The organism is Bifidobacterium imperatoris (assembly GCF_002860405.1).
In the GTDB taxonomy this organism is placed as follows: Bacteria; Actinomycetota; Actinomycetes; order Actinomycetales; family Bifidobacteriaceae; genus Bifidobacterium; species Bifidobacterium imperatoris.
The window spans coordinates 1-21672 of the sequence record NZ_NMWV01000024.1 but is presented as its reverse complement, the minus strand read 5'-3'; the positions used below and the strand labels follow the sequence as shown (position 1 = coordinate 21672).

Genomic DNA, 21672 nt, shown 5'->3' with positions numbered 1-21672 from the left:
GAAAAGCACGCCCGCAAGCCCGACGGCCGGCCGTCGGACCCCGAACGCACCATCAGCATCACCCTGCTCCAGGTGGTCTTGCGGCGGACAGACGTTGTCCCGGTCGAACCACCTCATCGTGGATCTGGGCTGTTGTGTCGCTCAGGTTATGATCTGATTGCGAAACGCGGCGGTATGCACACAGGTTACGCTGTATAATAGTCATGTATTTCAATTAAAAATTGATTATTGTGAGTTTTAGAGAATGGCAATGCGATGATTCGTTTGAAAAGACTTGTTCTGGACGACATGAGGAACATATCGCATGGCGTCCTGGATTTCGATGATCTGCCCACCGGCGGCAGCGTCACGGGTATTTACGGACAGAACGGGTCCGGCAAGACCACCGTCATCGACGCCATCGGGATACTGCGCGCGCTGTTGTCCGGGAATATGCTGCCGGATACCGCCGGTGATGTCGTCAGCGCCAGCGCCGGTTCGGCGACCGTGACGGCGACGTTCCTCGTCGGCGATAAGCAGAAGCCGAGCTATCTTGAGTACAGGGTGTCCATGCGCAAGGCGAACCCGGATTCGACGCGGGCGCGCGTCGTCGCCGAATCGGTGCGCATCGGCGACGATCCCTCGCGCTTGGGCCGTGAGGTGTTGGGGCATCGGATGGAGGATTCCGAGGCGGACGGGTTCGTGTCGACCCCGGTCTACGTGTGGCGTTCCATCGAGGCGGTCGCTTCGGTGAAGACCGTGGTCTCGCGCACCGCGGACCGCGCGTACATGGAGGGGCGTTCGTTCCTGTTCTCCCGGTGCGCCACGCTCGACGACCGGCCGGACGCCGAGTTCCTGATCGACTGGGCTGTGGCCCGCGTGCGGGAGGCGAACGGCGTGTCCTCCAGATCGTTGACGTACATCAACGAACGCTTCGGCGAGTTCGTTCGCCTGCGCGAGGCCCTGTGCGGCTATGCGACCAACGGCATCTTCGTGTCCACCACCCGTCGTGGCTCCTACGCCGCGTTCGCGATCATCCCGATCATGGAGGAGAACCCGGAAGGTCGCAACACGGAGTTCGCGTTCGACCTGCTGCAGCCCAATCCATTGACCCCCGGCCAGGCGAAGCGGCTCGGGCAGACCGTGGAGTCCTTCGACCGCATCCTGCCCACCATCGTGCCCGGCCTGCACGTCCTGTTGAAGACCGGCACCGCGCCTTCCGGCAAGGACGGCGAGGACCGGGTCACCGCGGAGCTGTTCTCGCGTCGAGGCGATGTCACGGTGCCCTTCCGCTGCGAGAGCGAGGGCATCATACGTATCACCGCGCTGCTCGGCTATCTCAAGCACGCATACAACGACGAGAACGCGCTGGTCGCCGTGGACGAGTTCGACTCCGGCGTGTTCGAGCTACTGCTCGGCGACATGCTGAGCCAGCTGGCGGACGGGTGCGCGGGACAACTGGTGTTCACCGCCCATAACCTGCGGGCATTGGAGGTGCTGCCGAACAGCTGCATCCGCACGACGGTGACCGATCCCAAGAATCGGTTCGCGACCATCCCGCGCAAGTCCTCCACAAACAACCAGCGCAAACGGTACCTGACGGCCAGCGAACTCGGATGGAGCGGTCCCGACATCTACGATTCGCCCATCCCGCGCATGTTCGGCAACAGCCTCTACGCCGCCGGCCACCCCGACGAGGACGACGACATCGACGACGATCTGGCAGCACTCAACGCCGTCGGAACGGAGGCGAACCGTGGCTAAACGCAAGATCGTCCTGCTGGTCGTGGAGGGCGCAAGTGACGCCAGCCTGCTCGTGCCGGCGTTCTCGGCGTTGATCGAGAACCGCCTGTTCCAAGGTCAGGAATTCCATTGCGACGTGCTGACCGCGCCGAATCACCGTGAGGAATTCCACCGGCGCAACGGGTTCTATCCCGCGGACAAACCCTCGCAAACGGTGCGCGAACTCGTCGAGTATTATCTCAAGGACCATGATCGCACATGGGGCCAGCTCGGTCATGTCATCCAGATCTGCGACCTCGACGGGGCGTTCACGCCCGACGACCAAGTGCGGGAGGACCCGTCAGCGGAAGAAACCCTGTATTCGACGACCGACATCATCACCACGAACCGCGACGCTCTGATCGCAGACCGGACGACCAAGCGAAACGGCGTGGACTCCCTGCTCAAACTCGACGGATTCAGGAAGAAGCAGGGCGGCCGCACCGTCTTGATTCCATACCGTCTGTTCTATGTCAGCCGCAACCTCGAACACGCCTTCCGCGGTAGGACCGACAATCTGGACGCGCAGCACAAGCAGAGCGGCGCCATCAAACTGGCCGACCGCTTCACGCAGAACCCGAACCTGTTCTCGACGACCCTTCAATCCCTGCGACGCATACATGGCAACCCGGCCACTTGGGAGGAATCCTGGCAATACGCCATGCAGGACTTCCACTCGCTCGAACGTGGCAGCAACCTCGCATTCGTGGAACCATACCTAGCAGGCGAACTACAATAGGTCATCAGCCGCCAGAAAGAGTTTTAGGAACGCATTTGGCGGCCCTAAAACTCTCTGGCTTGCGGATATGAATCGTGATTGCGGACCTATGTCTGGCCGTCATCGCACAGCATGGAATTTGTCCATGATATGCGATGACGCACTCGTTTTAGCTGCGGCCGATACGGGTGATGGCATAAACGACGAAGGCTCCAATGATGGCAATGGACGCAAGGATGGCGAGCTTGGTTTCGCGGCGTTCCTTGGCTGCCATGTCGGCCTGTCGGTTGGCCAGGGCTTCGGCTTCGGCGGCGACGCCGCTGGCGGCGATGGCAGCGATATGCGCGCTCATCTGGTCTTCGAGAGTGGAATCTCCGCTCGTGCCGTCGAAGGGCGCTTCGTCTTCGTTGTGGCTGTCGTTCATGGTTCTGCTCCGTTCCTGATTGTTGGATTGTTTGCTTTCCTGCTTGTTGGCTTGCTTGATTGCTTGCATGTTCGCTTGCCTGTATGCAAGCAAGTTTGATTGTTGGATTGTTTGATTGTCTGCATGTGGGCTTGTCTGCTTGTCAGCTTTCGTTTTGCCCGGCGAGGATGGACATGCGTGCGGCGATGAGCGCGTGGCGCGCGATCGCCAGGTAGAGCTGGTGTCCCTCGCCGTCGTTCCAGAACCGGTCGAACTGTTCGGTCGGCATCATGCTGGCGGGGTCGAACCCGTTCCACACGCCGCCGCAGAACACCTTCGCCGCCGCGTTCACCTCCTCGTCGGACGGCATGCCCGGATGCCCCTCGGCGGCGTCCGCGGCCGCGCGCATCTGCGCGCCGAACACGCGGGCCTGCAACGGCGAGAGCGTGTACGCCATTCCCGCCGTGGAGCCCGCGGGGAATCCCGTGTTCACGCCGAGGGTGATGACGTGAGCCTCCTCTCCGATGCTGATCCGGTCGCCGAGCACGGAGACCTCCATCGAATAGTCCATAGTGTCTCCTTTCCGCAGACGCATCGGCTTTCGGGATCGCGTCCGCATGTTTGACTGCCTGAATGTTTGGGTGCTGACTTGTTGGATTGCTTGATTGTCTGACGGGTTATGGCTCATCGTCGCCGTCGAGCCGGTCGAGCTCGCGTTCGATGGCGTCGCGCAGGAGCTGCTGCATGGGCAGTCCGTGCGCGGCGGCCGTGGTCTTGAGCCGGGTCTTGAGCGACACGGGTATGCGCAATGAAAGCATGACCAGCGGTTCGCCCGTGGTCTTGGAGGTCTTGCTCTGCTGACGCAGCACGTCGTCGAACGGCACCGGCCGTGCCAGTGGCTGGTAGTTGCCCTGCATGGTCTCACTCCTGCTTTCCGGCGATCTGCTGGAGTTCGGTGACGAGGTCCCGGTATTCGCCCAGCTGGTGCGGGTTGGTGCCGAGCGAACGCTTGTAGTACTGGGCCTTCGGCACGATCGTGTCGAACCGGGGCGTGTCCATGGCGTTGAGTGCGTCCATGGTGTCGCGGAACGCCTTCGTGTTGCGTTCGGCCTTGACCAGCAGCAGCGCGGCTGGCGTGCTCATCCTGGCCATGTCGAGGGTGCTCCATGCCTGCTGGAGGTCCATGGGCGAGTCCGACGCCGGCACGATCACGAAATCGGCGGCCTTGATGGCCATGTCCAGGGTCGGCCCCTGCGGCGGCGCGTCGATGATCGCCCATTCGTCCGGGTCCGCTCCCGCGGCGAGCTGACGGAGCGTGGCCTGGTTGGCCGGAAGCACGTCGAACGTCAGCGGGTCCGCGGTCTGTTCAGCGGCGGCGGCCCACAGGCTCGCGCTAGACTGCGGGTCCGCGTCGTACACGACGGCACTGCCGCCCCTGGAAACGATGACCGAGGCGATGTAGATGCTGGACGTGGTCTTCGCGACCCCGCCCTTGGCGTTGGCTATGGCGATGCGCATTCGTTCTTCTCCTTTGCGACTGCCGGCGATCACGCGAACCTGATCAGTCGGACGCCTGATTGTCTGCTTGTCTGATTGCTTGGATTCCTGCTTGTTTGAATGTTTGATTGCCTGACGGCTCATGCGGGTCGGGGCAATCGGCCGTCCTGCCCCGTGCGCGCAGGCGTCGTTGCTGGCGTTCGGCGCTGGCCTCGTCGGTGGCTTCGTCGAACACGTTCCGATGGGCGCGTATCCAGTCCGTGAGCAGCCGCCAGCGTTGCGGCCACGGCAGGCCGCGGTCCCGGCAAGGGACTCCGTCGGCTTCGGCCATGCGCGCGATCCTGCGCCGGTCGGTGCACACCTTGCCGCCGTACACGCCCCATTCGAGTCCGCCGCTGGCCGCGTAGGCCAGGCATTCGGCGCGTACCGGGCATCGTTCGCACACGGCCTTGGCGACCGAGTGGAACGCCTTCGCGTCGCCGGGACGGTGCTCGAACTCCAGCGACCACAGGTAGTCGGACCATGGTTGCGGGAAGTCGCGGCATTCGCCGGCCTTCTTCCACGCCTCAAGACGCTGCCCGTCCCCGCTCATGGCCGCACCGCCTCCGCCGGCGCAACGGCTTTCGCCTTGCGGCGCCCGGCGACGTCGTGGGTGGCGTGGTTGCGTTTGTCGTACGCGCATACCGGGCACGCCTCCTGCGAGATGGCGCCTTCGATGTGTTCCTGACACAGCGAGGTGCGCAGCAGCGCCGCCCCGTAGATCGGCACGCGGCTTGCGGACGACGAGCTGACCGGTATCGCCCGGTTGGGGTCCTTGACGACCGGCAGCGGGGCGTCTGGCGCCCGCTTTCCCGTCGGATCGGGATGGGTGAGCATTTCCAGTCGCAGCTGCACGTAGTTCGCGGCGAACCTGGCGCCGCTGGTGAGCCGGGGAAGCCAGTAGCGGTTGCGGTACGCCCAGTCCATCGTCGCGACGATCTCGCCGTACGGGCGATCGATCAGCAGCGAGTGGACGGCCTTGCGGTCGGCCATGGTCGCCGGAACGTCGAACCTCTGGTCCACGGCGAGCATGCGCCGGCGGATGCCGTCGAGCACGCGCACCTCCTGGCCGGCGCGTTCCGTGACCGGCTCGGGCAGCTTGCCGGGTTCGGGCACCCATAGCGGGTTCCTGCAGCCCTTGGGAGGCAGGGCCTTGCCCCAATCGGTCGCCGGAACGGGTTCGGTCTTCGTGGGGGCTTGTTCGGCGTTGAGGGGAGCATCCCCGAAGGGGATGAGGGGAGAATTGTTTATCACTTGTCTATTGGGTGACTTTCTGTCCAAGATTCCGGGACAATTTGTCCTCGGCTCCACGCCCTTCGGTTCGGGTGACAATCCGTCGGGTGACAAATTGTCCTTGTCTGGATTCGATTTGCCGTCGCCTTCCGCCAGCGCGTCCAGGTTCCGGGGCTTCTCCTCGATGTTCTCGGCGGCGTGGTCGCCGTCCATGACGACGTCCCACACGCGCGAGCGGTGTCCCTTGGCGATCGGCTTGCGCGTGCGCGGGTTGCGCGCCGACATCTCCTGGTCGCCGGGCCTGATGTAGCCCTTGCGCTCCAACTCCTGCAACGAACGGATCACGGTGCGCTCACAGCACCCGCAGTTGAACGCGATGGTCTCCACGCTCGGCCACGCGGCGGCGCCATCGTCGTAGTAGGCGCGGCGGGCCAGATACACCAGCACGAACTTGGTGATGCCCTTGACGTCGTCGCGCTCCCATGCCCAGTTCTCGGCTCTGCTGCTCATCGTTCGACCTTCCCGCCGTCATGCTCCGGGTCCGCTTCGCGGCGTTCGCGCAGCCTCGCGCCGATGTCGTCGCCCAGACGGGCGGCGCGGCACAACGCATACGAGAGAACGCCGCCGGACACGCACACGGCGGCAACGACCAGCCACCACATGGTTCGGCCGGTATCGGGGAAACGGTCCGCGGACGCGCGCCTCAGCGGCGCGAGCCCCGGGACGGGTGGGCGAGCATGGACAGCACATGCGCCTTCGCGATGCGCAGATCGACTTTGCCGCCGGCCCGCGTCGTCCGCCGCGCGGCGTCGCGCTGGCGATTAGGCTCGAAGACGGATGCCGGGCGAATGCCGGCGGTATTGGTAGAATCGGTCATGGCGATGACCCTCCTTCGGGGAATCGGAACGACGGGCGTCTGATCTTGGCGGATATGCGCGCCCGCGGCTCCATGGTTGTTGCCGTTCAATCCCCGCGCCGGGTTCCAGCCGGTCCGGGGATTCTCGTTTCGGGTTTCCACCCGCCATCCGTGAGATAGGCGTCGATGCCGAGCACATACCCAGGGGACAGGTTTCGGTGAATGGCCAGCCAGATCAGGTCGGACTGCTGCCACGGTATCGAGCCGTTGACCTTTCCCGCGACCGAGGATTTGGACGTACCCATCTCCCTCGCGAGGTCTCGGCAGCTCAGACCCGCCGCCGTCATATAGCGACGCATCGGAGAATCCATTATTTTTGCCGTCAGTCCATTCACAATAGACAATATATCAAGAAACTTGCACAGCAGCAAATCATTGTTGTAGGATTATGTCCATCGATATTGGACAACTCCAATCTGAAAGGACTTGATATGGCAAAAATCGAACCGTCGTCCGAATCCAATGGACTCGGCGACTACCTGCAGAGGGTATTCATCTGGAACGTCAACATGCAGCTGACCGGCCGCGGGATGACCCAGCAGTCACTTTGCGCGGCACTGGGGCTGAAGAGGGGCGCCGTGTCCGCGAAGATGACCGGCAAGACCTCCTGGACCATCCAGGATATCGCCGCAGTGGCGGAATTCTTCAACGTCCCCCCGCTCTCCCTGCTGGATGCGTCGATGTACGAGCAGATGATGCGCGGAATGAGCAGTGACGGAGGTGCATCTTTGGTGGCAGTGGCCACCGCCGGGTTTCCTGTGCGAGCAACTGAAGGCCAAGCTGGCGGCCTGAAACCGTTGGAAACAAAAGGCTCCGGGCCACGATACCTCGTGGAACCCGGAGCCGGCGAGTACCCCCAGAGAGAGTCGAACTCGTGAAGGTGGCTTCGTGATTCCGTAAAACCCCGCCATATCAAGGATTTCATATGTTACATATATGACGCAAAGCATAGTAAATCACGTCTATCTGTATCAAATCTGTATCAAAAAGCGAATGACTCCGAAGCGGAACGTGTCCTGAACAATCAGCCCATTCGGAACGCAATCAGAACACCAATCAGAACACCAAGAAAGTAAGTAATAACAACATATAGAGCAATTAGTACATATTTGGCTCTGTAGTATTCGTATCGTCTTCACATTCAGAACGGATTAAAGCTGTTTGCGCTTTGGAACCGAGGAGTATTAGAGGCAAGCGAAAGCAGACCGGAGGCCGTCAGGCCGTAGGGCTTTCGCGCGGCAGCCGTCATACCCGACTGCCGCAGGACGGAAACGGAAACGCGGGCATGCGATGACGTGGCGTAAACAGGAAGCCGCAGGCATCGGGCGGACAATCACGCTCCAGCGGTCAACGGCATCCCAACAGACCGGCGCGGACGACAAGCCGGAGCGCTCCGGCACTGGGAGAAAAAACGAAGGCCAACGGGGCCATGTCAGGGGAGTGAAGGAAAACACCATCCCAAAGGAAACAAGCCAGACCAACACAACAGCAAGAACCAGACCAAAAGAACACAGACAAGCCAACCAAACAACAAGAACAACCAATCAAAACCACATCACAAAGAAAAACCCATCAAAATAAGAGAACCCAACCTCCAAATCAAAAGACATGCACTTCTTGCACCCATGCCCTTCAGGGCACCGCCTTTCGGCGGAATTCCAACGAAATTGCCTGTGTTTTCCGAGTCCGATGGCCGATATCGGCGCGGGCCGGAACATGTGCGCCGATATCGGCGGAATGTAAGTGTTGTATCGCTTGTCTAAGTGTTGTATCGTTCGCCATAGATGCACGAACGATACAACACTTAGACCGGGGGTCTGGTCATGAGCAGGGGATTGGGGCGCGTGGAACGTGAACTGCTGGAGCGGTGCCGCGCGAGCGGGCGGCGTGGGGTGCCGGTGACGGAGCCGGGGATGGGCGACAGCGAGAAGCGCTCACGGGAGAGGGCCGCTCGGTCCCTCAGGGACAAGGGCCTGATCGAACTGGTCGTGCGGTGTGAAAAACAGCCGTGCAGGCACGGCAGACGGGACGTGTGGCGCTACCTCATGCACGACCCGACCGCACCGGAAGGCCGATTCACCCGCGAGGAGGCCGAGGAACTCAACCGGCAGATAGCACGGAGCATTAGGGCCACGGCCCCAAGTGCCACGCGGGGGTAGGGTCGGCCTCCCTGCAGACGGCGGGGCGTTATCAGCTGCGTAATGATTACGCAGCTGATAACGCCACCTTTTGAGCCGATATCGACGGGGTTGGAACGTGTGCGCCGATATCGACGGGGTGCAAGTGTTGTATCGTTCGTCTAGGGATGGGCGAACGATACAACACTTAGGATGGGGTCTGGCCATGAGCAGGGGATTGGGGCGCGTGGAGCGGGAACTGCTGGAGCGGTGCCGCGCGGCCGGATGGCGCGGGGTCCCGGTGACGGAGCCGGGGATGGGCGACAGCGAGAAGCGCTCACGGGAACGGGCCGCAAGGTCCCTCAAACGCAAGGGGCTGATCGAACTGGTCGTGCGGTGTGAAAAACAGCCGTGCAGGCACGGCAGACGGGACGTGTGGCGCTACCTCATGCACGACCCGACCGCACCGAGAAGCCAATTCACCCGCGAGGAGGCCGAAAGGCTCACCCGCGGCATAGCGGAGGCGATGGAAAACCTGGCATAGCGCCGGGGTGACGACGGAATCCCGCGCCGATATCGGACCCGAAACTCACGAGGGACGCTAACTCCGTTGGAATTCCGCCGAAAGGTGGTGCCTTGAAGGGCATGGGTGCAAGAAGTGCATCTCTTCTGTTTGTTGGGTATGGTTTGGTGTTTTCTTTGGCTTTTGGCTTGGTTCTTCTTTGGCTTGGTTTTGTTGGTCTCTTCCTTGGTCGTGGTTTTTGGCTTTGATTGGTGTGGGTTTTGATCTGTGATTGGTCATGTGGCTTTCTTCTTATGACTCTTGTCTCTGAGGTAGCACCCAGAGGCATCCCGCCCCGGCTTTCCGCACGCGTTGTGATTTCCCGCCTATCCGGTTCATCGCGTGTTTAAGCTGTGATTCCGAGAATCCGTTCTTCGCCCCCTCTTCAATCACCTGTTTTCTCGGCACCCCGTTTCGTCCGTGACTTCCCAGATAATCACGGAGCCATGCATCCTGCTCCAGAACATCATCCGTATCATCGCCGCTGGCTCTTATCTGACGGATTGCATCCACCGTCAGTTCTGAGTCCTCCATTCCCTCGATGATCTGTATATCCCTTACATTGCCGTCGTCGTAGGTATACGGGCGGGTGACGGATATGATTCGCATCGAACGTTTCCCATTGTTGTTGGCCTTCCCGATGGTCACGATGGACGACTCCGGTTTTGTCGGGTCAACGGCTATATCCATGAACGAACGCGAGGTGTCCTCGAATTTCTGGCTTCCGGAGAATATCCCTGCCTTGTTCCAGTGGTGTATTCCGAGTATGGCCCTCGGCCGTCTCGCCTGAGCCAGGGCGTTGCAGAAGACGAGAGCGGGCTGCACGTCCTTTCTCGAATTCGTGTCCCCATCGATGAGAAGGGTAATCGGGTCGATGATGATGAAATCCGGATCCCATTCGAGAACGGCTTTTTCAAGCCCTTTTTTGATTTCCTCGGCTTGTGGGTAGGCGGGAATGAGGGATCCGTCTATCGGTGATCTCTGCTTCATCGAGAACAGGCGGTATTTTGACGAGTCCGCATGCATCATATCCAATCTGGGATAGATGATCGACTCGGGCACGTCCTCGTACTGGTGGACGTAGAGCACCTTCATCGGAGGGACCCTGTCGCCGTTCTCATCCTTCAGAAGCCCCCGTGTGGCCTGGGCGAGAACGAACAGCGCCCACATCGTCTTCCTGCTGCCCCCGGCTCCGGACAGTACGTTGAGCCCGCCTTTCACAAGCCACGGATACATGATGTAGCAGAGGCTGGTGACGTGCACATCCGCTCGGCTCTCCAGTTTGAAGACCAAGCCGTCCGATCTGTCCGCCGCTTCGGGCGACTCATGTGCCGCCCCGGCGCTCTTCTGGTCCAGCACGGTTACTCCTCGGTCTCAACCTTGTGGGATTCGATCCATTCCCTCACGTCGTTCGGGTCATACATCACGCATCTACGTGACATGCGGATGAAGCGCGGCCCCTTCTTCCGATAGGCCATCGTTGCGAGGTATCCCGGCGTTCTCCCCATCATTTTCGCGGCTTCGGAACGGGTTATCAGCTGCTCCGACATGAACTGCCTCCTAAATGTAACTAAAACAGTAACGAATGTAACTATATTACATACATTACGTATGGTGGTCAATTGTCACGTAGCTCACGCACGGGCCATTCGATATCGGTGTCTTATGATGGATGGCATGACGCAGAGAGAAAACGAGGCCACGGGCAGCATAGTCGCCGCGAACGTGTCGAGGTACAGGAAGGCGTTGGGGCTCTCATACAGAACGTTGGCGGGAAGGCTGGCGGATGCCGGCCATCCCATCGTCCATACCCAGCTGCGAAACATCGAAATAGGGCTTCGGCGCGTCACGGTGGATGACCTGACGGCGCTTGCCGTGGCTCTTGAGGTGTCGCCGCTGTCGCTGCTGCTTCCCGAAACAGCCTCCGCCGAGGTGGACTGCATGATTACCGGGCTGCCGGAATCCCCGAATTCGCTTGACGTTTGGAGATGGGGCCTCTGCCTGTCCCGTCATGGGATACTTCCGGATTCCGGCGAAGAGGGTCAGGATGCCCTGTTCAGACGCCGCTCGTCCCCTGTTCCCGCTGCCGGCGAGAGGGCTCCTCGATGACCACGGGCGTTTACTCCTACAAGGCCAAGAAGTTTCCTGGCGGCATCGGCTGGATGGTCAAGTACACCGACAACCAGCATAGGCAGCGGGTTAAACGCGGTTTCCGGCTCAAGCGTGACGCCGAAGCGTTTCTTGCGGAAATCCGCTCATCCCTCAACAATGGCAGCTACAGGGATCCGGACAGCGGGCGCGTGACGATAGGGGAGCTCGGCGAAGCCTGGCTTCTCGGTCGCAAGGGCGTCGTGGCCCCGTCGAGCTACGTCAAGGATGCCGGGGTGTGGAAGAACTGGGTGCTGCCGAAGTGGCGGTTGGCCCGTGTCTCCGAGATTCGCCGTAGCGACGTGCAGCAGTGGGTGAGCGAGATCAGCGAGTCGGTCGGCGCAAAACAGGTCGGCTACGCGTTGGGGGTCCTGCGTCAGATATGCGAATCGGCGGTATACGACCGAAGGATTCCGTCCAACCCATGCAAAGGGGTCCGAGTCCCGGTCCCTCATACCGAGAAAAGAAGGGTGTATCTGGAGATGCCCCAGTTGGAGGCCCTTAGCGCCGAAGCCGACAGGAGGCGCAACAAATACGGCACCTTGGTGCTTTTCATGGGGCTGACGGGACTTCGCATAGGCGAGGCAACCGCTCTCAGGGTCGGAGACGTCGATCTGAAGAACCACCGCATACGGGTCAGGGAGAACGCGGTGTGGACCGGTGGCGGGCTCGAGGTCGGGGCATTGAAGAACCATGAGGAAAGGACGGTCCCCTTCCCTCCGAACCGGCTTCAGGAGAGGCTCAGGGAACGCATGGAGGGCAAGGACCATGATGCTCTGGTGTTCGAGCGTCCCGGAGCGGTCAACGACGGCGGATCGCTGAGCCAGGACGACTACATGCGCCATCCCGACTCCCGCACCGGATGGTTCACGACTTCCGTGAGGCTGACGGACGGGGTGCCCGACTGGATGACGCTGCACGATCTGCGCCATACGGCGGTGAGCCTGGCGATCCACATGCAGGTCAGCCCGAAGCTCGTCCAGCGCGTGGCGGGCCACAAGACGTTCTCCCAGACGATGGAGACCTACGCCGACCTCTACGACAGCGACATGGAGGAATCCGCGAGGAAGATGGACGCAGACGGCGAGTGACCGGTGTTCCAAGTGTTCCGAATGTGCTAAACGCGGAATTCCGCCATTTCTGCTGTTCTGATTGTGTTCCGATTGCGTTCTGATTGCGGCTCCGAATGAGGTGGGGCCGGATTGTGCTCGTGTCGGGGCTTTGGATGGTTGTATCAAACCTGTATCAAAAGAAAAAAGAAAAACCCTTGAAAACCAATGTTTTCAAGGGTTTTGTTGAAGTACCCCCAGAGAGAGTCGAACTCTCGTTGTCAGATTGAAAGTCTGGTGTCCTAACCGTTAGACGATGGGGGCGGACAACTCGATTAACTATACTGGTGGCTTGCCCTTCGTGCAAATCCAGCGTGGTTTACGGCGTGTCGCATTGAAATTACTGGGTTTTGCGGGACGGAAGTACATAAATGGCCAAAATGTTTTTCCGTCCCTTTGCTGCAGCCAAGTCGTGGCCAACCGCTTAGCGAAGAGTGACTGCCTGGTAGGTGAAGTCATGAATCACTCGACCGGCTTCCAGGCCCTTCTTCTCGAAGTTGGTGAGCACTCGTCCGCTGAAACGCTCGGATTCGGTGAAATCCGCGTGTGGCATGTCGGCAGCCATGTCGGCATTGCCTTTGCCGACGTGCTCCAGCGGCAGGCTTGCGGTGATGGTGCCGATGTTCTGCCATCCGTCAAGGTGGTCCATGACCTCATGCACATGCAGTGCATAATCTTCGATGTCGGTGGCGATGCGCCATACGCCGTCATCCGCCAGCGCGTTATGGATATTGCCGGCGAGCTCAGGCTGCACGATGCGGCGCTTGTGGTGCTTCTTCTTGGGCCAGGGATCCGGGAAGAAGGTCCACACTTCCGCGATGGTGCTAGGTTCGGTAACCTTGAAAAGTTCCGCGGCGTTGACTTGAGCGATGCGAATGTTGGTAAGGCCCTGCTTGCCGGCCAGCAACAGGGTGTGTGCCACGCCGGGGTCGTATACCTCAAGGGCCAGGAAGTTGGTTTCCGGATGGGCTGCTGCGGCAGCGACCACGTTTTCGCCCTGTCCGGTGCCGATCTCCACAATCAGAGGGTTGCTGTTGCCCCAAGTTGATTGGATGTATTCCTTGCTGAGAGCAAAGCCCTCTCGCACATCGAGTCGGGCGTTGCCGGCGGCGATGTCTAACAGGTACGTGTCGGTGTAGTTGTCCCATGCGCGCTGCAGGCGGGGGTCGAGCCGTGCCGAGCGGCGAACGAAGGACAGCACCTTATGGATGGGGTGGGAGGGCGCTGTGGTTTGCGTTGCTTCAAGAGCGTCGGTGGCCTCTTGGATGTTTTGCGCCTGCTCGATGGCGGCATTGGGTTCGGTCATAATGCTGCTTGGCCTTTCGTTGAGAGGATGGTGTGCCGTACTGCATTGAGTAGGCTGCGTGATGCGGAATTGCTATTTGACCATTGTGCCACCCGCTATGCCAAGGTGTAGGTCCGGTGGGGTGGTGCTGAATGATTCGCTGTAAATCGTTGGAAAATAGCCAGACACGCCGAAGTTTGCGTAAGTCCTGATTTTCAGTATTATATCTATCTGTTGCCTGTCGCAAGACAGAAACAACACGGCCCCGTAGCTCAGTTGGTTAGAGCGCCGCCCTGTCACGGCGGAGGTCACCGGTTCAAGTCCGGCCGGGGTCGCTTGGATGGCCGCTTGGTTGCAAGCGAACTATTCAATGGCTCTGTAGCTCAGTTGGTAGAGCGAGCGACTGAAAATCGCTAGGTCAACGGATCGACGCCGTTCGGAGCCACCACTACAAAAGCCCCGCTTTCGAGCGGGGCTTTTTCGTTCTCAGGCCTTCCACCACGGGCGCAGCGGATACCACTTGCCGTCCGGATGACCAATGCGATCCGGCTTGACCGCTAGGAACTGGTGAATCTGAATACCATCGAGCTCAAAGTTCAAAGCGCAGGCTGCCATATACAGACCCCAGACCTTAGCGCGTTCGAAACCAACCTGCTTGACTGCATCATCCCAATGCGCGGAAAGGTTCTGATTCCAATGATGGAGGGTCAGCGCGTAATGCTGGCGCAGGTTCTCCTGATGCACCACATTGAATCCGGCATCATGGATACAGGACTCAATGAATCCAGGGGCGCCGAGGTCACCGTCCGGGAAAATGTATCGATCGAGGAATTCATCGGTGCCGGGCTTGCCGTTCGGCTTGTCGTGGCTGATGGTGATCTGGTGATTGAGCAGACGGCCCATCGGTTTCAGGAGACGGGACATTTCCCCAAAGTAGCTCTGGTAGTTCTTGGTGCCTACATGCTCCATCATGCCGATAGAGCAGATGCCATCGAAATCACGTTCGGGAACTTCGCGATAATCCTGTACGCGCACTTCGGCCAAATCCTGCAGACCTTCGCGTGCGATCCATTCGTTCGCGTATGCAGCCTGTTCTCTGGAAAGCGTGACGCCCAAAGCCTTGATGCCACGGCGTGCGGCGGTAATGACCATCGACCCCCAGCCGCAGCCGATATCCAGCAGACGTTCGCCCGGTTGAAGGCCCAGTTTGTCGAGAATCAAGCGCAGCTTATTGGCCTGCGCGTCTTCCAGACTCATCTGCTCATTGTCGAATACAGCGCAGGTATAGGTCATGGATGGGCCCAAAAAGTCGGCGTAGAACTCGTTGGACATGTCGTAGTGGAAGCTCACCGTTTCGGAGTCGGCCTTTTCCGTATGAGGCATCAGCCCTTGCTTGATACGGGCAAACTTGCTCGGCCCCTCGGTGGAAGGCACGGTGGGCTTCTTGAATCCGTGGCTGAGAATGCCCGCGGAAACTCGTGCGAACGAAACCGGCGTGACCGGCTTGACGTATTTGGCTAGAGAGATGAGTTTGCGCATGGCGGGGTAGGGGTTGGCATAATCGATGCCTTCCACGTCGAAGTCGCCAAGCACATATGCGCGAACCACGCCGATTTCATTTGGATGAGCCAGCAATTGATACATGCAGTTCGGGCTGGTGATCCGAATATGCAGGTCGGCGTTGTTGGGGCCGAAATGCGAACCGTCGAATGCATCGACGCGCACTGGTGCCGAGCGGTCTATGAACAGTTCCACCATTTCCGCAACGGACATTGACTTTCCATTTGCCATATACTCCACCTCGATTTCCACATAGGCGAACACAATCCCAACCGCGACGATATCCTAGTCTTCTTTTGTGTAAATCGGACCGTTACGTGAATCTCATCGTTCAGAGAAATGTCTGATTGTAAAGAACGTTCTCAGCGTGTTTTCAGGTTAACGCTCACAGACGGCGCTAGACTGAGGAACCGTTAGGTCATTCAATGAACGAATGGCTTCCAAACAGGTACGAGCTCAAAAAGGAGAGCACCTATGGTCTATCGCATGATTTTGAGGGAGACATAAGAAACCGCGAAATTCCAACGTTTTTGAGCCTGACAAAACCCCGAAATCGGGGTTTTTCTTTTTACCCGACGCTTTATCATGGAAGCATGAAAGACACCAGCCTAACGGCCTCGCGGGGCCACGCTACGCTAGCACCAAGCATCACGGTGGTCAACACGCACGGCACAAAGAAGTACCGGGCCTACACCTGTTACCGCACAGCCTCGGGGGACTGGCGACAAGTAACGGGGAGCGCCCCCATGCCGGACGTGCCCGAAGAGGAGAACCCGGCCGTCCATGAGCTGGCCAAGTCGATGGCCGTGGATGCGATGAAAAAGAATCTTCGTCGCAAGCTTGCCACCGGCAAGACCGGTACACCACGCACGCACAGGCTCAGCGATGCCATAGCGCTTTTCTGGGAGGACAAGAAGAAGCGGAACATCAATGACAACACGCGCTACACCTATGAGCAGCAGATAGCATCCGTGGGCAAGAAGCTACCCGACAAAAGCATCGGCTCATACAGCACCGCCGAACTACAAGCCGTCGTGGATGCGATACCCGAGTCGGCTAAAGTGCTGAAGGGCATATACTACTTAGCCGTCCGCGAGGGATGGATACAAGCGACAGACGACCCTACGCGGTACCTGCACATTCCCACCGCGCCGAAGGTGCGCAAGGCACAAACGAAGCACACTGAGGACTGGATTAGCAATGCGCCGGGCCTACTCCTATGGTTAGCCGAGCCGACCGTCACCGACCCCATCACAGGGGAGAAGCAAACGAACCGGTTCCACCGGTTCTATGCGCTATACCTCATGGAAATGGGTATGGGCCTGCGCCGCGAGGAAGTGCTGGGCCTACAATGGAGAGACATTGATTTCGACCACCGGCGCGTGAGCGTTGCCGAACGCACCATTATCGAGGTGAAGGGGAAAGCGATAATCAAGACGTCCGGAGGTAAGACCGAATCCGCATCACGGCTCCTACCCATGTCGAGCACGATAGCCGATGTGCTAAAAGCCAAGCGAGACAATGAGCGGGGGAAGCCTACAGATTGGGTTTTCCACACCGGCAGGGGGACGCATTTCAAACCGTCGTATCTTACAAGCATATGGCAGGAGCTGCTTCTGGCCTATCACAACTGGGCCGTGCGAGACGATACGGCCCGGAGCAAAAAGACGGGCAAGCCGCGTCAATGGCCGAATGAAAAAGAAATGACGAAGAAGCAATGGAGCGGCGCATGGTACGGGCCGTGGAGATGGAGGCAACACGACAACAGGCATGTAGCCGAATCCATCATGGAAATGCACTCGGTGGATTGGGCCGTGCGAAAAGACATACTCGGGCATAAGAAGGAAGCCGACGTGACCGCGCGGTATACGCACACGACGGAAAAGAAGCGCCGGGAGGCCATCGAGCTAATCGACAGCGAGCTAGCCCCGAAGGAGCCGGAGGAAAGCTACCTCACAGCCGGACAGCTACAGGCCATCGAGGAGGAACCCGACTACAACTAACAGCGTGGTACGAGCGCGGTACGCGACGCACAACGCAACGCAACGCACGAGCATCGTCGGCACATGCGGACGCACCGCCGCCGCCCGGCACGTTCCCCGCCGTTCCACCGGCAAAGCACGGCTCCACGGCGGGGGCACCGTTCGGCTTGCGGCACATCGTCCGCGCACCGCCGCCCCGTGCTTATGCGTCACTACCAGCACGACGTACCGCTACGGCCCCGTACCACGCCCCTACGGGGTCAATCAATCGGGATACCATCAGCCCCGACCACGAACGGCAACGCCGTTGGACTGGACATGTCTACGGGACACGCTTCATCATCCGCCACCGGCTGAGGCTTCTCGACCGGAGCCGCTTCAGGCTTCTCAATGTGCCCGTGACTGTCAGCGTCCGAGGGAGCCACGCCGGTGGACTCGCTTATCATTGCCCGCAACGATTCATCCGCGAGCTTCTCAATCCATTCAGGGCCTGCGACATGACGGAAGCTAATCGTGTCCCCGTCCGAGCCGAGCGACGCACACACCGTACTAATGCGTCGGTTTATCGGCCCCTGTTTCGGCTCAAACTCGTCGTATCCATACCAGCCGCTCATAGGCTTATTAGACGTGAATATCACCGTGTCATACAACGCATGCTTATTCGCGTAACGGGCCGTCAGCTCCACAGGGTAACGGTCGGTCCAACGCAACACATCATCGAGCCTCATCCTGCCGTCGAAATCCTCGACGATGACCACGGACTCACCCCGGTACGCATCCCAAGGATGTACGTAATCCGTCAACCTGTATACGTCCCTATCATGCCGCTTACCATAGAGCCAAGCCCACAAAGATTTTCCTACGCCGGTTTCACCGTACACGTACAGGCAATGCACATCACGCATACCTTTTCCCCTCTCCTTCATCCAAATCTCATAGGCCCTATCCAAATGTTTTGCAAAGGCCAACAACTTCGGGTCTTTCCTCATCAATTCGTCCGGGTCAGCGCCCGCGAGAACCCTTTTCACCGCGTCATCGCGGGTAGCCAAATCCGTTCGCTTGCCTTGCTTGGGAAACTCAAAGCCGGGAGACTGCCAAGGGCCTTCTATTCGCGTCTCCATTTTCGATACGTACAGCTGTGCCGCCTCAGGACGACGCGCCACTTCAATGTCCGTTTGGTCTGGAAAAGATTTCGCAAAAGTCCCGCCGCGCATCTGAGGGGTAGCGACGAAAAAGCAATAATGCCTCATGCCATTATACTTGCCGCCATCCCCGTATAACCAAGTGCCATCGAGGGCTTTAGGCCGAGGCCCTTTTTCCCATTTCCCCGTTTCCGGATTCCAAACAGTGGAGCCATCCCCTTCTTCTTTCTGACCTATCCATACCCACGACGGATGCCCCTCCAACACCTTTGTGATGATACGAACATCCCCATGGACGTATTTCGATGGAATGGTGATGAACCATGCCGAGGCATTCATGTCGTGATTCAACTGCGAAATCTTCTGCTTCGACGGGTAGCGGATTTCACGCACGAAAGACAAAGCCATTCCAAGCACCTCCGTTTTTGTAGGGAAGTTCCCGCCATGCTCGAAATGCCGGAGAAACATATTCATCCAGACCAAGCACACGGTGCATTTCCATACATAATTTTTTTGTAGGGAAGTTCCCTGCATTTTGTAGCGAAGTTAAAAAGCCCCGCGAGGCCAATAATTCCAACGGTTTTCACCATTTTGTAGGGAAGTTCCCCCGTAATGTTGCGCGCCCGGGCGGCAAAGCCGCCCGTCGCGTCTGCGCCCCCTACGGGGGCTTGACCCCCGCTGACGCGGGGGCCACGGGGGAACTTCCCCCCAGTGTCCACATTTGTGGACATCACTTCTGCCGAGACCTACGCCACGACAGCATGTCGGTGAGCCGGTACCAATACCGCCCGTTCAGTCGCTGGATGGAATCACGGAAAGCGCCCTGCGCCGTCAGCCGCATAATCTGTGTGTCCGAGACCTCACCCAACACCGCTACATCGGATTGACTGACATAGACGTCACCGTCGATAATCCTCATCATTGTTCTCACCCCCCCTCTCGTCCCAATAGGCCTTATAGGCCCGCTCCCGTTCGCGGTCGCGGTTCCAAGCCTCGGCCAGTTCGCGGGCGAAAAGCCCAATAACAAGAGCAAGGACAGCAACCCATACCGGCACGCGCGTAGTGGTCAACCATTCCAGTACGTCATGCGCCGTCATCAGCCCGCCTCCGAACCTTGCGCAGTCCCCGCCTCAGCCCGTTCGCGCCGCCATCGCTCGTAGCCGCCCTTAGAGACCTCGATACGCTCGCCACGCGCGGGTCTATCTCCGTCTCGTCTATCGACTCCAGCCGGTCGGGGTTCGTCACGTCGAGGGGGTTCTGCTGAGCCTGTAGCCGTGCCAGTTCCCGGCGCACCGCCACCCCCACCAGTTTTGAGATGGTCATGCCCGGTATCGCCGCAGCCCACATCCTGAGCGCTGAGTATGTTCCCGGCTCCAGCCACGCTTTCACGGGCCGCTTCTTTCCGTCCATGATGAAAGTCCTTTCCGTCAATCCAAACCAACGCGACGAACAACACCGCCGCCGTTATCAGCCCCAGCAAAAAGCCGAGGGAAAAAGACGCAAGAAGCTCAATCATGCGAAGCCTCCCATCGAAGCTCCTGGGCTTCCTCGCGTTTCTCGCGCCGCCATTCACGCTCCATCTGCTCAGCAAGCGTGTCGTGTGTTTCGCCATCGCGCAGCATCTGCGATTGCATATGCCGCATGTCGGTTATGCCCTTGCGCATCAATCCCGCGTTGAATGCGACCGCGAGCGGTTCAAACAGCACGCCCTCGGCAATGGCAGTGTCAAGGGTCATCATTCCGATAAACCCCCATTGCCCTTCTACCGCAATGGGTTTATTGCCGAAATGGTGCCAAAGCCCCACGTACTCGGACAAGCTCATGTCCGTTCCTTGCAATGCCTCAGCGAGAGGCACAACACCGCTGGGAATAGCCATAAAAACACCTCCTTACGAGGGGCGGGGCCGAAGCCCCGCCAGTCGTACCAGTCCGATTACTTACCGCTTTGCACCGGTTCAAGGTCGTCCACGATGACGCTATAGCGCACCGAGGCATACTTGCCGCTCACTGCGGCGTATGGTGTTACGATGACCTTTTCCCCAGCCGGGGCGAGCGGTATGTATTGCGGCCAATCCCTGACGACACGGGACTTGACGCTGATGCCATCGGCCACGACCCACGCCCCGGCATCATTCTGAATCTGCACGACCACACCGCGCAGTGGGTAAACCGGTTTGCCATCGACAAGCTTCTGAGTATTGGAGGGCTTGCCGTCAGCCCCGCGTTCCATCTGAGGCTCCGTATCCTTATAGCCCTGAAGGCAAACGACGCGCATCAAAAAAGCGCCCGTAGGAAGAACGAGCCGAGAAATCCTGCCATCCATAATGAATGTCCTTTCATGTACTCACATCGGCCTTTCCGACGTGTCACCGTGGGAATATCGGACAGCGCGTTTTTCAAAAACCCCGGTAGACTGGGGGTTTCTGCGAAACAAGGAATAGTTAACATGTTCGTAACATAAGTTTTACAAACACGTAACATAACCCCAAAAAGCCGCTTGCGGAGGCCGTGAAAACGGGGCCTATAAGGGGCCTGTAGGTGACGAAAAGACACCGTGGCAGATATTAACATGGTGAGACCGGAAAGACCGGCCAAGAAAGGCAAACGTGAAGTACATAGGCCTCGCGGATAATCCGATACGGTTCCGCAAGATAACGGATGAACCCTTCGACTTGCCCATAGATGAGAACCTGCCGATGGAAATCATACGGGAAGACATTTCCGATAAGGCAGAGCAGATTGCCGCCATTGCGCTGAAGGCCTTGGGCCTGCCCCTCCTGAGCCGTAATGAGATGCCCACGAAAAAAGACAAAGACATTGCAGACGCCATCACGGGCAACAACGTCTCGGGCAACAGGCATCAGAACCAATGGGCCAGCGTCGAGGTGCCTCATTTGAAAATGAGCGCGTAATCCGGAGTGGTGCCTCACCTGTGGTGAGCGTGAAATCCTAGTCCGCGTCGGCTTGTGGGGTTTCGTCGTCTTCCGGTTCGACGCCCGCGATCCGGGCGAGCGTCTTGTTCAAGTATGCCATGTCCGGGCCCATGCGTCTGGCCAGCCGCGCGGTGCGCGGTGCCGCCAGTGCTTCGAGCCGGTCCTGGATGTCGTGGATGCGGCGGACGAGCTCGGCCGGGTTCACGGTCGCGAGCGTGTGTTCGATCTCCTCTCGCTTGTCGTCGGGTATGAAGCCGGGGCCGCCGG

28 protein-coding genes, 3 tRNA genes and 1 pseudogene are annotated in these 21672 nt (G+C 59.3%); 11 read left to right on the top strand and 21 right to left on the bottom strand.

All coding sequences use genetic code 11. The annotated features are described in order from the left end of the window. Positions 1–255 precede the first annotated feature (255 nt). Positions 256–1743: an AAA family ATPase gene (locus Tam1G_RS08700; RefSeq protein WP_101626212.1), complete on the top strand. Its 1488-nt coding sequence runs from the start codon at positions 256–258 to the stop codon at positions 1741–1743. Then, positions 1736–2500, top strand: coding sequence for a hypothetical protein (locus tag Tam1G_RS08695; protein ID WP_101626211.1), 765 nt, complete (start codon positions 1736–1738; stop codon positions 2498–2500). Before Tam1G_RS08700 ends, Tam1G_RS08695 begins: the two co-directional genes overlap by 8 nt. A 148-nt stretch (positions 2501–2648) precedes the next feature. Here Tam1G_RS08695 and Tam1G_RS08690 read toward each other — a convergent pair whose 3' ends face one another. The 9 genes from Tam1G_RS08690 to Tam1G_RS08665 all read right to left on the bottom strand — a co-directional run bounded on the left by Tam1G_RS08690 (position 2649) and on the right by Tam1G_RS08665 (position 6938). Beyond that, positions 2649–2972, bottom strand: coding sequence for a hypothetical protein (locus tag Tam1G_RS08690; protein ID WP_101626210.1), 324 nt, complete (start codon positions 2970–2972; stop codon positions 2649–2651). A 73-nt stretch (positions 2973–3045) separates the two neighbouring features. Further along, positions 3046–3453 carry a transcriptional regulator gene (locus Tam1G_RS08685; RefSeq protein ID WP_101626209.1) on the bottom strand — a complete coding sequence of 136 codons (408 nt, stop codon included), beginning with the start codon at positions 3451–3453 and terminating at the stop codon, positions 3046–3048. Positions 3454–3559: 106 nt separating this feature from the next. Beyond that, positions 3560–3799, bottom strand: coding sequence for a hypothetical protein (locus Tam1G_RS11960; RefSeq protein WP_165781967.1), 240 nt, complete (start codon positions 3797–3799; stop codon positions 3560–3562). Positions 3800–3803: 4 nt separating this feature from the next. Beyond that, a complete protein-coding gene (locus Tam1G_RS08680) occupies positions 3804–4400 on the bottom strand; it encodes a ParA family protein (protein ID WP_165781966.1) in 597 nt (198 codons plus the stop codon). A 43-nt stretch (positions 4401–4443) separates the two neighbouring features. Next, a complete protein-coding gene (locus Tam1G_RS08675) occupies positions 4444–4971 on the bottom strand; it encodes a WhiB family transcriptional regulator (RefSeq protein WP_101626208.1) in 528 nt (175 codons plus the stop codon). Beyond that, on the bottom strand, positions 4968–6161 hold the full coding sequence (locus Tam1G_RS08670; protein WP_101626207.1) for a helix-turn-helix domain-containing protein: 1194 nt from the start codon (positions 6159–6161) through the stop codon (positions 4968–4970). The genes Tam1G_RS08675 and Tam1G_RS08670 overlap by 4 nt, the downstream gene beginning before the upstream one ends. Beyond that, positions 6158–6313, bottom strand: a complete 156-nt coding sequence (locus Tam1G_RS11690; protein WP_164514792.1) for a hypothetical protein — start codon at positions 6311–6313, stop codon at positions 6158–6160. The genes Tam1G_RS08670 and Tam1G_RS11690 overlap by 4 nt, the downstream gene beginning before the upstream one ends. A 41-nt stretch (positions 6314–6354) precedes the next feature. Next, the gene (locus tag Tam1G_RS11685; protein WP_165775776.1) at positions 6355–6528 is read right to left on the bottom strand and encodes a hypothetical protein; all 174 of its coding nucleotides are present in this window, start codon (positions 6526–6528) and stop codon (positions 6355–6357) included. Positions 6529–6614: 86 nt separating this feature from the next. Further along, positions 6615–6938 carry a helix-turn-helix domain-containing protein gene (locus Tam1G_RS08665; protein ID WP_239512457.1) on the bottom strand — a complete coding sequence of 108 codons (324 nt, stop codon included), beginning with the start codon at positions 6936–6938 and terminating at the stop codon, positions 6615–6617. A gap of 60 nt (positions 6939–6998) precedes the next feature. On the opposite strand from Tam1G_RS08665, the gene Tam1G_RS08660 reads away from it, so the two are divergent. From Tam1G_RS08660 to Tam1G_RS12025, 3 genes are all read left to right on the top strand, one after another. Beyond that, positions 6999–7445, top strand: a complete 447-nt coding sequence (locus tag Tam1G_RS08660) for a helix-turn-helix domain-containing protein (protein WP_101626206.1) — start codon at positions 6999–7001, stop codon at positions 7443–7445. A 1555-nt stretch (positions 7446–9000) separates the two neighbouring features. Next, positions 9001–9228: a hypothetical protein gene (locus tag Tam1G_RS08650; protein ID WP_165781965.1), complete on the top strand. Its 228-nt coding sequence runs from the start codon at positions 9001–9003 to the stop codon at positions 9226–9228. A gap of 92 nt (positions 9229–9320) precedes the next feature. Next, entirely contained in the window at positions 9321–9455 is a 135-nt protein-coding gene (locus Tam1G_RS12025; RefSeq protein WP_279324914.1) for a hypothetical protein, read from the top strand. Positions 9456–9498: 43 nt separating this feature from the next. Here the strand turns inward: Tam1G_RS12025 and Tam1G_RS08645 are convergent, their stop codons facing one another. Beyond that, positions 9499–10605, bottom strand: coding sequence for an AAA family ATPase (locus Tam1G_RS08645; RefSeq protein WP_101626203.1), 1107 nt, complete (start codon positions 10603–10605; stop codon positions 9499–9501). Positions 10606–10607: 2 nt separating this feature from the next. Next, the gene (locus tag Tam1G_RS08640; RefSeq protein ID WP_101626202.1) at positions 10608–10796 is read right to left on the bottom strand and encodes a helix-turn-helix transcriptional regulator; all 189 of its coding nucleotides are present in this window, start codon (positions 10794–10796) and stop codon (positions 10608–10610) included. Positions 10797–10923: 127 nt separating this feature from the next. Here Tam1G_RS08640 and Tam1G_RS11680 point away from each other — a divergent pair, with 127 nt between their 5' ends. Then, positions 10924–11355, top strand: a complete 432-nt coding sequence (locus Tam1G_RS11680) for a helix-turn-helix domain-containing protein (protein ID WP_165781964.1) — start codon at positions 10924–10926, stop codon at positions 11353–11355. Next, positions 11352–12485, top strand: a complete 1134-nt coding sequence (locus tag Tam1G_RS08635; RefSeq protein WP_165781963.1) for a site-specific integrase — start codon at positions 11352–11354, stop codon at positions 12483–12485. Before Tam1G_RS11680 ends, Tam1G_RS08635 begins: the two co-directional genes overlap by 4 nt. Before the next feature lie 210 nt (positions 12486–12695). On the opposite strand, the gene Tam1G_RS08630 is transcribed toward Tam1G_RS08635, so the two are convergent. Both Tam1G_RS08630 and trmB read right to left on the bottom strand, forming a co-directional pair. Further along, positions 12696–12767, bottom strand: a tRNA-Glu gene (locus Tam1G_RS08630). A 160-nt stretch (positions 12768–12927) separates the two neighbouring features. Next, a complete protein-coding gene (trmB, locus tag Tam1G_RS08625; protein ID WP_101626200.1) occupies positions 12928–13809 on the bottom strand; it encodes a tRNA (guanosine(46)-N7)-methyltransferase TrmB in 882 nt (293 codons plus the stop codon). Between the two features lie 240 nt (positions 13810–14049). Here trmB and Tam1G_RS08620 point away from each other — a divergent pair. Next, positions 14050–14123, top strand: a tRNA-Asp gene (locus tag Tam1G_RS08620). A 37-nt stretch (positions 14124–14160) separates the two neighbouring features. After that, positions 14161–14236, top strand: a tRNA-Phe gene (locus Tam1G_RS08615). Positions 14237–14274: 38 nt separating this feature from the next. On the opposite strand, the gene Tam1G_RS08610 is transcribed toward Tam1G_RS08615, so the two are convergent. Beyond that, positions 14275–15579 (bottom strand): class I SAM-dependent methyltransferase, encoded by a 1305-nt coding sequence (locus Tam1G_RS08610; protein WP_101626216.1) that lies wholly within the window; start codon positions 15577–15579, stop codon positions 14275–14277. A 194-nt stretch (positions 15580–15773) separates the two neighbouring features. Here Tam1G_RS08610 and Tam1G_RS08605 point away from each other — a divergent pair, with 194 nt between their 5' ends. Further along, positions 15774–17351: a tyrosine-type recombinase/integrase gene (locus Tam1G_RS08605; RefSeq protein WP_101626199.1), complete on the top strand. Its 1578-nt coding sequence runs from the start codon at positions 15774–15776 to the stop codon at positions 17349–17351. Positions 17352–17590: 239 nt separating this feature from the next. Here Tam1G_RS08605 and Tam1G_RS08600 read toward each other — a convergent pair whose 3' ends face one another. The 6 genes from Tam1G_RS08600 to Tam1G_RS08575 all read right to left on the bottom strand — a co-directional run bounded on the left by Tam1G_RS08600 (position 17591) and on the right by Tam1G_RS08575 (position 20702). Beyond that, positions 17591–18880, bottom strand: coding sequence for a P-loop NTPase family protein (locus Tam1G_RS08600; protein ID WP_165781962.1), 1290 nt, complete (start codon positions 18878–18880; stop codon positions 17591–17593). A gap of 322 nt (positions 18881–19202) precedes the next feature. Beyond that, complete coding sequence (locus Tam1G_RS08595) at positions 19203–19394, bottom strand: hypothetical protein (protein ID WP_101626197.1); 192 nt, start codon at positions 19392–19394, stop codon at positions 19203–19205. Then, on the bottom strand, positions 19372–19569 hold the full coding sequence (locus Tam1G_RS08590; protein WP_101626196.1) for a hypothetical protein: 198 nt from the start codon (positions 19567–19569) through the stop codon (positions 19372–19374). The genes Tam1G_RS08595 and Tam1G_RS08590 overlap by 23 nt, the downstream gene beginning before the upstream one ends. Continuing rightward, a complete protein-coding gene (locus tag Tam1G_RS08585) occupies positions 19556–19882 on the bottom strand; it encodes a hypothetical protein (protein ID WP_101626195.1) in 327 nt (108 codons plus the stop codon). The genes Tam1G_RS08590 and Tam1G_RS08585 overlap by 14 nt, the downstream gene beginning before the upstream one ends. Before the next feature lie 98 nt (positions 19883–19980). Then, positions 19981–20295 carry a hypothetical protein gene (locus Tam1G_RS08580; RefSeq protein ID WP_133124999.1) on the bottom strand — a complete coding sequence of 105 codons (315 nt, stop codon included), beginning with the start codon at positions 20293–20295 and terminating at the stop codon, positions 19981–19983. Between the two features lie 110 nt (positions 20296–20405). After that, the gene (locus Tam1G_RS08575; protein WP_101626193.1) at positions 20406–20702 is read right to left on the bottom strand and encodes a hypothetical protein; all 297 of its coding nucleotides are present in this window, start codon (positions 20700–20702) and stop codon (positions 20406–20408) included. A gap of 376 nt (positions 20703–21078) precedes the next feature. On the opposite strand from Tam1G_RS08575, the gene Tam1G_RS08570 reads away from it, so the two are divergent. After that, positions 21079–21384, top strand: a complete 306-nt coding sequence (locus tag Tam1G_RS08570; RefSeq protein ID WP_101626192.1) for a hypothetical protein — start codon at positions 21079–21081, stop codon at positions 21382–21384. Positions 21385–21421: 37 nt separating this feature from the next. On the opposite strand, the pseudogene Tam1G_RS08565 reads toward Tam1G_RS08570, so the two are convergent. Further along, a pseudogene (locus Tam1G_RS08565) lies at positions 21422–21672 on the bottom strand (integrase catalytic domain-containing protein); the annotation flags it as partial.